Here is a 15,292-nt window from a genome sequence, read left to right on the forward strand (position 1 = left end):
AATCTCCTCTTTTTTTTAGATAATATTTCAATTCTATCATAGCGGTTATCTTATTTATATTTTGGAAGCATTCTTCATTTTGATTGCGAAGTCAGCTGGAATATGCTAAGATTAATAATTATGCCAAAAAGTAGAAATTAGGGAGTTTTGAATACATGACAATGTTTCATGAATTAGGAATAAGTGAAAAAATTATGAAATCAATCCAGGCAATGGGCTTTGAAGAGGCTACACCAATTCAATCTGAAACCATTCCTGTATCATTACAAGGAAAAGATGTTATCGGACAAGCACAGACTGGTACTGGAAAAACGGCTGCCTTTGGTATTCCGATGATTGAAAAAATCGACATTAAAAATACGTTTATTCAAGGGATCGTCGTTGCTCCAACCCGTGAATTAGCGATTCAAGTTGCTGAAGAGTTAAATAGAATTGGTCAATTCAAAGGTGTTAAAGCATTGCCAATCTATGGTGGTCAGGATATTAACCGCCAAATCCGTGCTTTAAAAAATAGACCGCAAATTATTGTTGGAACACCTGGTCGCTTAATGGACCATATGAACCGCAAAACCATTCGCCTGCAAAATATCCAAGTTGTGGTTTTGGATGAAGCAGATGAAATGTTAAACATGGGCTTTATTGAAGATATTGAGGCGATTCTTAAAGAAGTGCCGGAAGTACGTCAAACATTATTGTTCTCTGCGACAATGCCGGAACCAATCCGTAAAATTGCTGAGAACTTTATGAATGATCCAGTACAGATCAAAGTTAAAGCGAAAGAGATGACCGTTCCCAATATTGAACAGTACTATATTGAAATGCAGGAGAAAAAGAAATTCGATGTATTAACACGTTTGTTGGACATGGAATCTCCTGAGTTGGCGATTGTTTTTGGACGTACAAAACGCCGTGTTGACGAATTAAGTGAAGCATTGAATACAAGAGGATATGCTGCTGAAGGAATCCATGGCGATTTAACACAAGCAAAACGAAGTTCAGTTCTTAAAAAGTTTAAAGCTGGCACAATTGAAGTTCTTGTAGCAACGGACGTAGCTGCACGTGGACTTGATATTTCAGGCGTAACACATGTATACAACTTTGATATCCCACAGGATCCGGAAAGTTATGTTCACCGTATTGGACGTACAGGACGTGCTGGGAAGACAGGTCTAGCTTATACGTTTGTAACGCCAAGAGAAATTGGCCAATTGAAAAATATTGAGCGAACAACAAAGAGAAGTATGGAACGCAAACCAGTTCCTTCCATGGATGATGCATTAGAAGGACAAAAGCAGATTACTGCAGAAAAGATATTATATACTATTCAGAATGAGAATTTTTCATTCTATAAACATATGGCAGAGGAATTGCTTGACGAGCATGATTCAGTTACAGTAGTTGCTGCGGCTATTAAATTGTTAACGAAAGAACCGGATCAAACACCAGTTCAGTTAACAGCGGAAGCACCTGTTGTTGCGAAGGAACGAAAAGGGCGTGGTGGCGACAATCGTTCACGAGATAACCGCTCACGCGATAGCTATTCACGTGATAGCCGACGCCGTGAAGGTGGAGGTTCAAGAGGAAAAGGCGGCAACTTCGGGCGGAATAGCAGAGGGCGCAGTTCAAGCCCAAGCGCTAGCCGTAAAAAAACATTTAAATAATAATGAATATAAAAAATGCTAACCAGTGGGGTTAGCATTTTTTCTCTTTTTTTATTTTTCACTTTTCTATTAATTTTCCTAGTGGCTTAAAAATCTGATCTATAAGTTGAGTTGGTCCGGGCAATTCAGGAACAAACATCAGTAAGGTGGCAAGAATCCAGCCTAATAAAGACAACGAAATAAGGGCCGCCTTTTCTTTTTTATTATCCTTCTTAATTTTTGCCAATTGGAACATTACAATACAAATTATTAAAAAGCTGTACCCTAATAAAGCGCCCCATTTCACTCTTCTACCACCTCTTCTTCAGGAATCAAGGAAGGTCGAGTGACCATTCCCGGTCTACGGACAATGGCTCTTGTCTCAATTAAAACCTCCACCTGTGGAAATATTTCATCCCAATTTTCTTTATTTTTATTCCAAATATCAGGATAAGAGCGGTGAAAGGCATCGGAAAAACCGAATATGTCGGCGTTCATTTCCTTCTGAACTATAGCTAACGCTGAGTATACTCTGTTGTGAATATCCTTTTCCAGCTTGTGCTCGAGCATTTCTATTGTTTTCTGATCGGTTATATCTAAAACGGTCCCGTTATTTATAATGTCGACTTCTGTAGTTGCTTTAAGTGTAATTTTCCACCTTCCATTTTCGATGCTTGGTATTAGTTTAGTATAGGAATGAAGCAATACCATTGAAATGTATCCATCAACTATTCTGGGTTTTACAGTTACAACGGCTTGGCTTATTTCATTCCTAAGCCATAATACCCCTCTCGTTTGTGCTCCATCGATAGTTCCAACCATTTTCCCTTTTTTAAAAATAGCTGTTCCATTAATATAGGCAATGGTTTGGTTTTCCTCTGCTGGTGGTTGCGATTTTAAGACTTCGATCAAAGGCAAAGCAGATGCACCTGAATCACCTATAAACATCTGGGCTGCCTCCTTAATCGTGATCTCTATACCAGTCTTCAACATCGATAGCTCCCGTAATACCTCTGATAAATCCCGTTCCAATGGAGGAGTTAGTCTGAGTACTTTTTTGGCTGGATCTTTACTGACATAAATATGAGAACGGTCGCGTAACTGAGGGTGGCGTAATATAAAATCTAATTTGGGGCGAATATCCTCTCTAGCCAATTTCTCGTTTATAATAAATACTTCGGCATGTCCCCAAAATAATTGCCTTGGAAACAGTTGCTGGAGTTTAGACATTGCATCGGCAATCGTTACACCCTCAGCAGAACGAACTACTACTGGCTGCCCACCGCCACCGCTGCCACTTTCCCCCATTTGTTGGCCTCCGCCACCGGCTTTTGGAGTGTATACTTGGACGGTTAACTCCAGTTTTTCATCACTTTTTTTATCTAAACCTGCAGCTACAATAATGGCAAGATCATTAACTTCCTTTCGACCCCAACAGCCTGAAAGAAAGAGAACAATGCATATACATAAAAAAAGGATTCCTTGTCGTTTTAAGAACAACATATTAGGCCTCCTTTTTTTGTTCAAGCTTTTTCCGCAGCCAAGCTATACAAAGTAATAACATCGGAATTAGTCCTTGTACAAATATAAAATAAAAGGGTGCCGTTGTGGACAAGAAGTTGGTCAATATCCACAAATTGGGGGCAGACCACATTGAAAATACGATTAAAAGAAAACCAACCGGAAATACAATTGGCTGATAGGTAGAAAGCTTCAACCATTGAGCAATGCTAATTACATTAATATAATAAAATACTGATATTTTAATAAATGTTCCTGAAACCCATATAGCCATAACAATCGACTCAAGATGCTCAAGAAAATCTGCGATACTTACATAACGAACTGCTACCATTACGGGATAGGCAAACACACCTGTAAGTTCTCCAAATAGCATATATGTTACTAAATTGGACGACATTAATACAAAAATAACACTTATTACTGAAGCCAATCCATATTTAAGGCCCTTTTTTCGATCCTTCAAAAAGGGTAGTAAAAACGCAATAAGAAAAAATTCACTAAACCAGCCTTGGGGAACGATGGATCCGATTAAAGAAGGTGATATTCCGTTCTCCATAATTGGGAAAATATTTTTGATATCCAGATCCCTAATTAGTAAGACTAATACTATTATGAAAAGGAAGTACACGACTGGCAAAATGACTTCGGAGGATCTGCCAATCACCTCAATCCCGCCGTAAACAGCAAAAGCACAAACTAATACCATACTTCCCATTATAATAACCATCGGTGTTTCAGATAGAAACGTTCCGGTTACAAACTCACTGTATTCCCGTATTATAATTCCGTTGATATGCAAATAAAACAATACATAAATCAGCCCAAGTATTTTTCCAAAAAACGATCCGATAATATGTTCTGCATAATCAATAATACTTTCATTAGGATAGAGTTTATTTAAATTGAATGCTATAAAAATAACGGCCGATCCACAAATACCTGCCCATAGTGGAGATATCCATAAATCCTGTTTTGCGTGCTTTACCGTAATCGCTGGCACTAACAGGACTGCAGTAGCAACGATTGTTGGACTCATCATCACAGCCATTTGGAAAGCTGAAATTTTTCCTCTTTCAATCAATGTTTTCAACTCCTAATCAGGATCCTTAAAAGGCGCTGGCTTTTGGCCGGGTGGCTGACGATACTTGTTGTATTCCCCTGTTAAGTGGGGGCGAGATCTCATTGACCACCAAGGTGCCCTTATCAATACATCCTTAAGTTCACGACCTTTTATTGGACCTAGAGGTGCTAAATATGGAACACCGAATGAACGAATAGAACAAAGATGGACAATGATTGAAATTATCCCAAGCATAATTCCGAGCAAACCTAATGTTCCGGCCAATGTGATGATAGGAAATCTTAATAATCTGATGGCAATCGCGCTATTATAGCGCGGTATTGTAAAGGAGGCTATTCCTGTTACAGCCACGACCATTACCATTGGGGCAGAAACAAGCCCGGCAGATACTGCTGCTTGCCCAATTACAAGTGCGCCAACAATACTAACGGCTGAGCCGACTTGTTTTGGTAAGCGGATACCTGCTTCCCGAAGTGCTTCAAATGTTATTTCCATTAACAATACTTCGATGAGCGCCGGAAAGGGTACTTCCTCCCTTGATTTTGCGATACTCAGCAGCAATGAAGTAGGAACCATCTCTTGATGAAATGTAAGAATTGCCACATAAATAGCGGGGAGCAATAAAGCAATTAACAAAAAGCTATAACGCAACCAACGGATTAATGTGCTAACGAGAAAATGTTGATAATAATCCTCGGCGGATTGTAACAAAGAATAAAAAGTAATCGGGACGATTAGAGCGAAAGGAGTTCCGTCCACCAATATGGCGACACGACCCTCTAGAAGATTTGCAATCACAACATCAGGTCTTTCAGTATTTAAAACCTGAGGGAATGGTGAAAACGGAGAATCCTCGATAAACTCTTCAATATAGCCACTTTCAAGTACAGCATCAATATCTATCCGCTCTAGACGATTCCTAACTTCTTCAATTAAAGTAGAATCGGCAAGGTTATCAACATAGGTAATGATTACATTTGTTTTACTTTGAAGGCCAATTTTAAGAGATATCATCTTAAGACTAGGACTTTTAATCCTTCTTCTTAATAATGAGGTATTTACTGTTAAAGTTTCGGTAAATCCGTCCCGTGGACCGCGTATAACGGACTCAGCCGTTGGCTCTTCAATTGATCTTTTCTCCCATTTTGCCAGTCCTACAGAAAAGCCTGTTGCCTGATAATCTATTAATATAACCGGGTTACCAGAAGATATTTGCTCTATGACTTCATTAACCGTGCCTATTTTTTGTATACTGGAAACTGGCAACTTTCGCTCAAGCAACTCATTTAAAGTAAGAGAATGTTTATCGGTCAGCTCCATGAGTGGAGAGAGTACGCTCTTATCAATTTCTTCAATATTGGAAAGCCCGTCGATGTATATGAGCACGGCCTTTGTTTTACCATAAATCATAAAATGGCGAAATATCACATCTGAACAATTAGAATAGATTGATTGTAATGATTGTAGATTATCATTTATATTCCTTGAGAGAGACTTTTTCATGGGTTCGGAACCGCTATGATTTTTCGATTGTTCTTGAGTTGAAGTCTTAAATATACTTTTAAAATTAGTAAAATCCATATTAAATACCTCATATTACTTGGTAATTGGTTATACTATCCAACCAGCGTTTCCAATTTCGGGAGAGGATATACATATAACGATAAATATTTGCCGAATTTTGTCGATAGCGATAATGTAGTCTAACTAATATAAAAACCCCTTTCTCCTAAAACTGGAGAAAGGGGACAAAATTAACCTTTTGAGTAATATGAATTTAAGTTTTTTACAGTTGTTATTATTATTAAAATAGGTACTAAGCCTCCAAGTATCACCCAAGTTAGACCTAATCCATGGGCACCGTTGATATACATGACGGCACCACTGCTAATTCCTAGACATGCGAGAAAGACAGCTGCCCAAACAATATATTTTTGACGCCGTTTCATTTTGAGATAAACATCGATGTGAAACATAAATATCACTCCTTTCATCTCCTTACAGATATTGTAAAACTATTAAAGGATTATTGATGTGAGTTATTCTTGGTTTTTTACGGTAATTATGAAACTTTATTGAACAATAAAATGTCTATACATATAGGGGGTGCGAATTTTGTGAAGAAAAAAATCAATATCATTCATTTTATATATATACTTGTCTTTCTTTTCGGTCTTTTACCTGTTGCGTCGATTTATTTACAGCCGCGGATTGAAATGGCTTCAATTGATAAGCAGCTTGAAGCAGGCAACGAACCGACAGCAAAGGATCAAATTAAATCCCTGCTTCAACAGAATATTTCCGATAAGAAAAAATGGGAGATCATTCAAAAGTATATGATTGATGGTGATTTAGCCCATCGTTTCGATGTTTATATTGGACCTTCCATCACAACTTGGCCAAATCCAGACAATCCAAATGTGTTTACGGCAGAAGAGGCTATTCCGTATTTAGAAGAATATATAGAGGATGGTCCGATTGATGGTTATATGCAGTCAGCTGCCAAGCAGTTGGCCATATACTACCAACAGCAGGGCAATTCTGAAAAGGCGGATCAAATTTTAGTAAAAGCATCAGTAAGGGCGATATCATTTTCAGAGGATTATTACGTGACAGAGATTTTTATAAAAAGGGTTCAATTAGCGTTGGAGACAAATAATTTTTCGAAAGCCGAGTCGATCATCGAGGAACTGAAAGAACAGGCAAAGCAGAATAACACAACAAATGCGGATCTTCAAACGATTATCCCGTTGCTTGAGATTGAAAAATTGCTACATGAAGGAAAATTCATTCAAGCCCATGAAAAGCTAAACCAAGATGTAGTTACGCTTAAGAAACAGTGGAACGAGGAAAACGAAAAGTACCGAGAAATGGCCGAACAGGCAGGCCAACAACCGCCTGAGGACCTGCAATTTGAAAACGGTGTATTTGCTAGTGAGTTACTATCGATCAAACATCAACTAGAACAAGCTATCAAACTGAGAAACACAAATTTAGCGTCAATTGAGGGGAGAATTACTAAATCAAACGGTATGCCTATGTCAGGTGTTGGTGTGTTTTTACGGGATGAAGCATCTGTCAATATGTCGGTGGGTCGTGATGAAAGGCATCAAACGTTGACAGACGAAAATGGCTTTTATCAGATGACCGGTGTTATTCCGGGTAAGTATCAGATCCATCTTGGGTTAACACAGGCGCAGGTTGACGGTTGGGCTTGGGCAATGCCGAAAGATCAATGGATTGATATAACGGGAGATAGAAAGATTACGTATAATATAAAGTTCAATCCTTTAATAGAAATCCATGAACCAGTTAATTATAAAGAAATTCGTTCAAAAGAAGTCCATTTTAAATGGGAAAAGGTTAGCGATGCAGATTACTACGATTTAAATCTTTGTTTAGAGTTTGATAATGGGTCAACTTGCTCTTCCGTTGAAACAAATATTAAACAAAACGAATTTACTATTCCGTTCGAGGAGTTGTATGACAAAAAAACTGGCATAATGTTTTCAGGAGATGGCTCGCAAATTGAAACGGTAGAACCTGGGAGTTTATTAGGATTTGCAAATAGTAACGGGGAGTTTTCTTGGTATGTTAGGGCATATGATAAAGATGACTCAGTGATCACGCAAAGCAACGGTTATACTTTAAACAAGCGCTTATTAGATAAAGCACCGATATTCTACTTAAAAGAGCGCGAATTGACAAAGGCAGACCAATTGCTATTAGAACATAAAATACCGGAAGCATTTGAGCTATATAAGCAAACTGTAAAAGAGAACCCCAACGATACGCACAGCCAGCGTATGGTTACAAGATTAAGTGAATTTGTGAAAGATATTGAGGGTAAATAGGAAGTCTCACAAAAACGTAACAAATAAAGCATCCTGTTAATAATAACGGGATGCTTTTCTTAAAATAATGGGTGTCCATCTGGTGCTCTAACTGAAGGGGGGCGAATTGCCTCTATTATCTTTATTATAGTGTTTAATTAATAATCTCTAGATTAATTATATTCATACTATTTCTTATATTAGAAAAGTTTTTATAGACAATTGTGGGTAATGAGGATATAATACTAATATATAAAAGATTAGGAATACTTTCAAAAAAATAAATTTGTATACATATTGGTGTCAGACTGGAAAGGGGAATGGCATGATTTCTTTTGAAAACGTTAACAAGTACTATGGGGATTTTCATGTATTAAAAGATATTAATCTCTCAATAAAAGAGGGAGAGGTTGTTGTAATCATTGGGCCATCAGGCTCTGGAAAAAGTACTTTACTGAGATGTATTAATAGGCTAGAAACCATTACAGACGGAAATTTTACCGTAAATAATATCTCAGTCAATGACAAGAAAACAGATATTAACAAACTTCGACGAAATATTGGTATGGTATTCCAGCACTTTAATCTCTATCCGCATAAAACGGTTTTAGAAAATATTACTCTAGCACCAATCAATGTTTTAAAGCAGTCAGCAGAAGAGGCAAAAAAGACTGCGATGTATTACTTAGAAAAAGTAGGTATTCCCGACAAAGCGTCTTCTTATCCTTCACAGCTTTCTGGTGGACAACAACAACGTGTAGCTATTGCTAGGGGACTTGCAATGCAACCGAAAATTATGCTTTTTGATGAACCTACATCGGCTCTTGATCCCGAGATGGTAGGAGAAGTTTTGGATGTAATGAAAGCGCTGGCAAAAGAAGGCATGACAATGGCTGTTGTTACTCACGAAATGGGATTTGCAAAAGAAGTGGGAGATCGAATTGTATTTATGGATCAAGGCAAGATTTTAGAAGAGGCAAAACCGGCAGAGTTTTTTGCGAACCCGAGGGAAGAGCGGGCGCGATTATTTCTCAGCCGTGTATTAAATCACTAAACAAAAAGGGAGAGGGTCTCAAAATGAAAAAACTAATTTTATTAACAGTAGTAGCTCTTATGTCAGTATTGCTGCTAGCAGCTTGTGGTTCTGGTGCAAGCAAGGAGGTAGCAACAACGGGTGAGTCGAAGGAAGGAAACGCAGAGCAAGGGGTAAGCGGCATCCTTGACACGATTAAACAACGTGACAAAATCGTTTTTGGTGTAAAACATGATACTAAGTTATTTGGTTTGAAAGATCCAGCTACAGGAGAAGTAGCAGGCTTTGATATCGATATTGCAAGGCAAATTGCTAAAGAAATTCTTGGTGATGAAAATAAAGCAGAATTTGTAGAAGTAACTTCAAAAACAAGAATACCTTTATTGAATAAAGGTGACATTGATGCAATTGTTGCAACGATGACAATTACAGAAGAACGTAAAAAAGAAGTTGATTTTTCAAATGTATATTTTGAAGCAGGGCAATCACTCCTTGTGAAAAAAGGAAGTCCTGTACAAAGTATTGAAGATCTAACAAAAGATACACCAGTACTAGCTGTAAAAGGATCTACATCTACTATTAATATCCGTAATGCAGCTCCAGATGCACCGGTATTAGAATTTGAAAACTACGCAGAAGCATTTACTGCACTAAAAGCAGGGCAAGGTGTAGCATTGACGACAGATAACGCAATTCTTTTAGGAATGGCTTCTGAAGATAATTCTTTTGAATTAGTTGGAGGAACATTTACAGACGAGCCGTATGGAATTGCAGTGAAGAAGGGGAATACAGAATTAGTAGATGCAATCAACGGTGTTCTTGATACGCTTAAATCCAATGGCGAATACGATGCTATTTATAAGAAATGGTTTGATTTACAATAACTAAATTTTTCTAATCGGGATGGGCAGTAAATGCTCATCCTAATTAATTTAAAGTGGGGTGAAATAGATGTTAGATTTCTCAATTGTAGTAAACTATTTTGATATGTTTATGGATGGCTTTATCGTTACGATACTGGCTAGTATTGTAGCGTTAATTGCTAGCTTTATACTTGGAGCAATTATTGCAGTAATGAGAATTACACCAATTGCACCACTTCGATGGTTTGGGACAATTTATACGGAGTTTTTTCGAAATATACCGTTAGTTATAATTGCCTTTTTCTTTTATATAGGAACTCCGGTCCTCGGGATAAGATTTTCTGGGATTACTGCAGGAACGATAGCGCTTTCGATTTATACATCATCGTTTATTGCCGAAGCCATTCGCTCTGGCATCTTGTCCGTTCCAAAAGGACAAATGGAGGCGGCGAGATCTTCAGGTTTAAATTACCTTCAAACAATGAGGTTAATCATACTACCTCAAGCAATAAAAATTGTGATCCCGCCAATTGGTAACCAATTTGTTAACTTGGTAAAAAATTCATCAATTTTGGCTCTGATTGCAGGTGCTGACCTAATGTACCAAGCAGATCTTATTTCAGCAAGAACCTATATTGTTTTTGATGTATACATATTTGTTGCATTATTTTATTTAGTTCTAACTGTACCATTGAGTATGGGTGTAGGGTACCTTGAGAAACGCCTTACAAATAGTCGCTAGGAGGTGTCATAATGGATTTTATAGGTGCATATTCTCCGGAAAATTTGAAGTTTTTGCTTGAAGGATTTTATGTTACACTTTACGTTTCACTCTTTTCTATTATCTTTAGTTTTATATTTGGTGGGTTATTAGGTACTTTGAGGTATGCAAAAATCCCGGTTATTTCCAAAGTTGTAACGGTTATTATTGAAACCATTCGAAATTTACCGCTTCTTCTTATCATATTATTTACGTACTTTGCCTTGCCTGAAATTGGAATTAATCTAAGCATTACAGTTTCCGCTATTATTGCGTTGACTGTTTTCGAATCAGCCATGCTTGCTGAAATCGTCAGAGGTGGGTTAAATTCAGTTGAAAAGGGGCAAATGGAGGCAGCTCGGTCATCTGGTTTATCATATATTCAAGCATTGAGGCTCGTTATTCTCCCTCAAGCACTTCGTAGAATGGTACCTAATATCGTTAGTCAATTCATATCACTGTTAAAAGATACATCGCTTGCAGTCATTATTGCGCTTCCAGAACTACTTCATCATGCAAAAATTATTCAAGCTCAACAAGTAAGTTATGTAATCCCGATCTTTATTATTATTGCTATCATGTACTTCGTAGTAAATTATGCTTTATCTTTAATTGCTCGAAGACTCGAGCTTAAAAATGCATAGAAATAATAAACAAAACATAAAAAAGCATCCCGTTAATAATAACGAGATGCTTTTCTTAATACGATTGGTGCTAAGGCTGCCCCGCCGATCAATCCGAAAATATGGGCATAAATATTAATGTCCGATCTGAAAAAGGTCATCACCATGCCAATGACTAATATCGAAATAATAATCTGCGAGTTCATGCGGTCAATTAAATCTTTGCGATAGATGACCATGTACAGATACACTCCGAAAAGACCAAAGATGGCACTGGAAGAACCGAGATGATAATAATTAATTGGTGCGACGAAATAAGTGCCGATATTGGCCAAAACACCGCTTAATAAATAGGTAATTATAAATATAGGTTTGCCTAACATTCTTTCAAGGGCGGGGCCAAAGATGGCTAATGAAAAAGAATTAAAAAGCATATGGCCAAAGCTGCTATGAAGAAAGATTGGCGTTAAAAGCCTCCAATATTCACCGTTATACACATCGTAATTGGACCCAATTCCAAGGTAGAGTAGCTGCTGTCCACCGGGTAACATTGAAAAAACAAACCATAGTAATATATGAATGATGATAATTCCGGTTACAATTGGATAATGCCGGGTAAAAGAACGGAAATTTTCATGGCGGATAAACATTCGCGATACTCCTTTGTTATACTTTATTTATTACTAGCCTTAATGGACATACATATACCCATTATATGGCGTCTTCCTATTAATTAGAAGAAAGGGAACCTGGATTATGATAAAAGGGATCGGTATAGATATTGTCGAACTAAATAGAGTGCGGACAATTCAGCAAAGACAACCGAAATTTTCAAAACGAATATTAACAGAAAATGAAATGAAAATATTCGAAGTATTATCCAAAAGCCGACAAATAGAATTTTTAGCAGGTAGATTTTCGGCTAAAGAAGCTTATGCAAAAGCAAAGGGGACAGGCTTTGGTGAATCTTTAAGTTTTCTCGATATTGAAATTTTACCAGATCTGCTCGGAAAACCGGAAATAAAAACAAAAGAAAAAGAAATTGTGCATTTGTCTATATCTCATTCAAGGGAATATGCCGTTGCACAGGTAATCATAGAGGAAATATAGAAAAAAAGTTGCTTGTCAGGGCTAGTCTGCATATTACGTAACTTTGTCTCATATATATTTAGTGCGGTTAGGAGGGAACATGTTGCAAGTAGTGACTGCAAATGAAATGTATGAAATTGACCGCTTTACAATGGGTGAAATAGGTCTATCAGGTGTGCTGTTAATGGAGAATGCCGGCCAGGCCTTTGTTCAAAAGGCATTAAATTATTTGAATCAAGGTCAGAAAATAGCGGTGTTGATTGGTACCGGTAATAATGGTGGAGATGGTTTTGTAATTGCAAGAATGTTAAAAAGCTTAGGGTTCCAAGTTGATGCTTATCTACTAGTGGAAGAGGGGGAAGTGAAGGGGGATGCATTGTTTCATTTTAACGCCTTTCGCAACTCAGGTTATGAGATCATGCCTCTTTGTGATTTGAATGCTTTGCGACTCTATGACGTTATTCTTGATGCAATGCTTGGGATTGGGATTAAGGGAGAGATTAAATCACCTTATCGCGAGATTGTTGCAGCTTGTAATGAGCTAAATAATTTTAAAATCGCTGTAGATATACCAAGTGGTGTACCTGCAGATGGTTCGCAACCTTTTAATCTAGCATTTAAGGCTGATGTTACAATCACGCTCCAGCATCCTAAGTTGAGTGCTTTTACCTATCCGACCCGAGAGTATTATGGCATGCTTGAAGTGGTTCCAATTGGGATTCCGCCGAAAGCAACACAAGCTATTGTAAAGCTTGATCGTAAGTGCTGGACGGAAAACGAAGTTCATCAAACGTTAACAAACCGGTCACCATCTTCACATAAAGGCACACATGGGAAGGGCTTAGTAATTGGGGGTTCATTACCTATGACAGGGGCACCTGTTATGACAACGAGGGCTGTCCTTCGAGCTGGCGGGGGTCTTACTACATTGGCTATACCAGATGCCATTCATTCCATTGTTGCAAGTCAAATTGTTGAGGCGATGTTTTCACCGTGGAAGGCAGTTAATGGTCATTTCAGTGGTGAATTAGGAACGGATGTCTCACGGTTTGACGCTGTTGCGTTCGGTCCTGGTGTAGGTCGAGAAAATGGCGGTGAAAAGATCCTTTCAACTTTACTTGACAACGTGAAGGCACCGCTTATAGTCGATGCAGATGGGTTGTTTTATCTTGTAAAGCTCAAAGAAAAGTTGAAACAAAGGTCATACCCGACAATTATTACTCCACATACCGGTGAATTTGCACGGCTAACTGGTCATTTACCAACAGAGATTGAAAATGACCGATTTGAATTATCGAGGCAGTTCGCTATCGAATATGGAGTCTATATTGTGCTAAAAGGACCTTATTCTATTGTAACTACCCCAACAGGTTCGCAATTTGTGAACACGAGTGGAAATGCAGCTCTTGCAAAAGGCGGAACCGGTGATGTTCTTACTGGTATTATTTTAGCCTTTGTCATGAACCATTCCAATTTACAGGAAGCTGTCAGTAATGCTGTTTTTGCCCATGGAAAAGCGGCTGATGTGTTAGTGGAGGGTAATCACTCGATGCGAGATGTCCTTGCAACTGATGTGATTAATGCACTGCCATCTGTATTTCGTACATTTCATTAAAGCATATTCACGTTCCCTTCTTTGTCCGAAACGAGACAAAGGGGTTGAAGATATGAAGAAAGGATTTTCACTATTATTTTTAGGACTATTACTCATCATCGGATTAACAGCGTGCGGGGCAAAGAGCCAGGAAGATGTTAAGAAAGCTTTAAATAAACAAATGGAGGAAATGACAGGCTATAAAGCAAATGCGACATTAACTTTACAAACTGGTAATGAGCCGCAAAATTATAATATCGATATTTGGCGTAATAAACCTGATTTCTATCGAGTTCATTTAAAGAGTGACAATAAAGACCAAAGTCAGATGATTCTTCGGAATGATGAAGGTGTGTTTGTCATAACACCTGCATTAAATAAGAGCTTCAAATTCCAAAGTGACTGGCCGGAAAATACAAGTCAGGCCTATTTATATGAATCATTAGTTCGTGATATTTTAGATGATAAAGATGCTAAATTTACTGCAACTGATAGTCAGTATATTTTTGAAACAAAAACAAACTATCAAAATAATAAGACGCTTCCCACGCAAGAGATTACAATTAATAAAAAGGATTTAACACCTGCAATGGTAAAGGTGTTGGATCAAGATCGTCAGCCGCTTGTTCAAGTGGAGTTTGCAGGGTTCGAATTTAATCCAAAATTCGATGCTAATGCCTTTGATTTAGAGAAGAATAAAACAGGCGCCGAGATGGATACACCAACAATGGCACAGCCGGCTAATGCAAAATTAATGGTGCTATACCCTGAAAATACGCCTGAAATGGAATTGATTGAAGAAAAGAAAGTGACCACTGAAAGCGGCGAACGAATTGTATTAACATATGCAGGCGAAAAGTCATTTACCCTATATGAAGAAGTAGCTTCTGTTTTACCTGCAAGTACACCTATCTTAGTGGATGGGGAGCCGATTGATTTAGGATTTACAATAGGAACATTAACAGAAAATGCAGTTTCTTGGTCTTATGATGGCGTTGATTTCTATTTAGCTTCTGAAGATTTATCTCAAGCTGAAATGGCTGAAATTGCACGCTCTGTCCAAGGTCAAGCGATAAAATAACATGGCAATGGCAGACCCAATTCGAGAGTGTTTGGCAATACATCTTGGCCAAACACTTTGGGTCGCCTTTTTTATGTCTAGCGCAAGCAGCCAGGCGACTCGTAAACTTCGCCCACCTCCCTACGATAAGTCAACATCGGCTCTCAGGTTCGCTGTGTTTCCTTTATCTCA

General features: G+C 38.0%; 15 protein-coding genes. 9 read left to right on the top strand and 6 right to left on the bottom strand.

The window, feature by feature from the left end:
- The first annotated feature begins 155 nt into the window (after positions 1 to 155).
- Complete coding sequence (cshA, locus tag BAZO_RS05600; RefSeq protein WP_003330358.1) at positions 156 to 1,661, top strand: degradosome RNA helicase CshA; 1,506 nt, start codon at positions 156 to 158, stop codon at positions 1,659 to 1,661.
- A 58-nt stretch (positions 1,662 to 1,719) separates the two neighbouring features.
- Here the strand turns inward: cshA and BAZO_RS05605 are convergent, their stop codons facing one another.
- The 5 genes from BAZO_RS05605 to BAZO_RS05625 form a co-directional block, all read right to left on the bottom strand.
- Positions 1,720 to 1,947 carry a hypothetical protein gene (locus BAZO_RS05605; protein ID WP_003330359.1) on the bottom strand — a complete coding sequence of 76 codons (228 nt, stop codon included), beginning with the start codon at positions 1,945 to 1,947 and terminating at the stop codon, positions 1,720 to 1,722.
- Positions 1,944 to 3,143: a Ger(x)C family spore germination protein gene (locus BAZO_RS05610; RefSeq protein ID WP_003330361.1), complete on the bottom strand. Its 1,200-nt coding sequence runs from the start codon at positions 3,141 to 3,143 to the stop codon at positions 1,944 to 1,946. The genes BAZO_RS05605 and BAZO_RS05610 overlap by 4 nt, the downstream gene beginning before the upstream one ends.
- 1 nt (position 3,144) lies before the next feature.
- On the bottom strand, positions 3,145 to 4,245 hold the full coding sequence (locus BAZO_RS05615; RefSeq protein WP_003330362.1) for a GerAB/ArcD/ProY family transporter: 1,101 nt from the start codon (positions 4,243 to 4,245) through the stop codon (positions 3,145 to 3,147).
- 12 nt (positions 4,246 to 4,257) lie between these two features.
- The gene (locus tag BAZO_RS05620; RefSeq protein WP_003330363.1) at positions 4,258 to 5,826 is read right to left on the bottom strand and encodes a spore germination protein; all 1,569 of its coding nucleotides are present in this window, start codon (positions 5,824 to 5,826) and stop codon (positions 4,258 to 4,260) included.
- 173 nt (positions 5,827 to 5,999) lie between these two features.
- A complete protein-coding gene (locus BAZO_RS05625) occupies positions 6,000 to 6,221 on the bottom strand; it encodes a hypothetical protein (protein ID WP_039957031.1) in 222 nt (73 codons plus the stop codon).
- Positions 6,222 to 6,362: 141 nt separating this feature from the next.
- On the opposite strand from BAZO_RS05625, the gene BAZO_RS05630 reads away from it, so the two are divergent.
- The 5 genes from BAZO_RS05630 (at position 6,363) to BAZO_RS05650 (ending at position 11,378) form a co-directional block, all read left to right on the top strand.
- Positions 6,363 to 8,099: a carboxypeptidase-like regulatory domain-containing protein gene (locus BAZO_RS05630; protein ID WP_003330365.1), complete on the top strand. Its 1,737-nt coding sequence runs from the start codon at positions 6,363 to 6,365 to the stop codon at positions 8,097 to 8,099.
- Between the two features lie 304 nt (positions 8,100 to 8,403).
- Positions 8,404 to 9,132, top strand: a complete 729-nt coding sequence (locus tag BAZO_RS05635; protein ID WP_003330366.1) for an amino acid ABC transporter ATP-binding protein — start codon at positions 8,404 to 8,406, stop codon at positions 9,130 to 9,132.
- Between the two features lie 23 nt (positions 9,133 to 9,155).
- Positions 9,156 to 9,995: a transporter substrate-binding domain-containing protein gene (locus BAZO_RS05640; protein WP_003330367.1), complete on the top strand. Its 840-nt coding sequence runs from the start codon at positions 9,156 to 9,158 to the stop codon at positions 9,993 to 9,995.
- A 67-nt stretch (positions 9,996 to 10,062) separates the two neighbouring features.
- Positions 10,063 to 10,716, top strand: coding sequence for an amino acid ABC transporter permease (locus BAZO_RS05645; RefSeq protein ID WP_003330368.1), 654 nt, complete (start codon positions 10,063 to 10,065; stop codon positions 10,714 to 10,716).
- Positions 10,717 to 10,727: 11 nt separating this feature from the next.
- Positions 10,728 to 11,378 carry an amino acid ABC transporter permease gene (locus BAZO_RS05650; RefSeq protein WP_003330369.1) on the top strand — a complete coding sequence of 217 codons (651 nt, stop codon included), beginning with the start codon at positions 10,728 to 10,730 and terminating at the stop codon, positions 11,376 to 11,378.
- A gap of 32 nt (positions 11,379 to 11,410) precedes the next feature.
- On the opposite strand, the gene BAZO_RS05655 is transcribed toward BAZO_RS05650, so the two are convergent.
- The gene (locus tag BAZO_RS05655) at positions 11,411 to 12,007 is read right to left on the bottom strand and encodes a rhomboid family intramembrane serine protease (RefSeq protein WP_003330370.1); all 597 of its coding nucleotides are present in this window, start codon (positions 12,005 to 12,007) and stop codon (positions 11,411 to 11,413) included.
- A 106-nt stretch (positions 12,008 to 12,113) separates the two neighbouring features.
- Here BAZO_RS05655 and acpS point away from each other — a divergent pair, with 106 nt between their 5' ends.
- The 3 genes from acpS (at position 12,114) to BAZO_RS05670 (ending at position 15,121) form a co-directional block, all read left to right on the top strand.
- Complete coding sequence (acpS, locus tag BAZO_RS05660) at positions 12,114 to 12,467, top strand: holo-ACP synthase (protein ID WP_003330371.1); 354 nt, start codon at positions 12,114 to 12,116, stop codon at positions 12,465 to 12,467.
- An 82-nt stretch (positions 12,468 to 12,549) separates the two neighbouring features.
- The gene (locus BAZO_RS05665; RefSeq protein ID WP_003330372.1) at positions 12,550 to 14,061 is read left to right on the top strand and encodes a bifunctional ADP-dependent NAD(P)H-hydrate dehydratase/NAD(P)H-hydrate epimerase; all 1,512 of its coding nucleotides are present in this window, start codon (positions 12,550 to 12,552) and stop codon (positions 14,059 to 14,061) included.
- Positions 14,062 to 14,113: 52 nt separating this feature from the next.
- Entirely contained in the window at positions 14,114 to 15,121 is a 1,008-nt protein-coding gene (locus BAZO_RS05670) for a LolA family protein (RefSeq protein WP_003330373.1), read from the top strand.
- Positions 15,122 to 15,292 lie beyond the last annotated feature (171 nt).

This window comes from Schinkia azotoformans LMG 9581, from assembly GCF_000307855.1.
Classification (GTDB): domain Bacteria; phylum Bacillota; class Bacilli; order Bacillales; family Bacillaceae_J; genus Schinkia; species Schinkia azotoformans.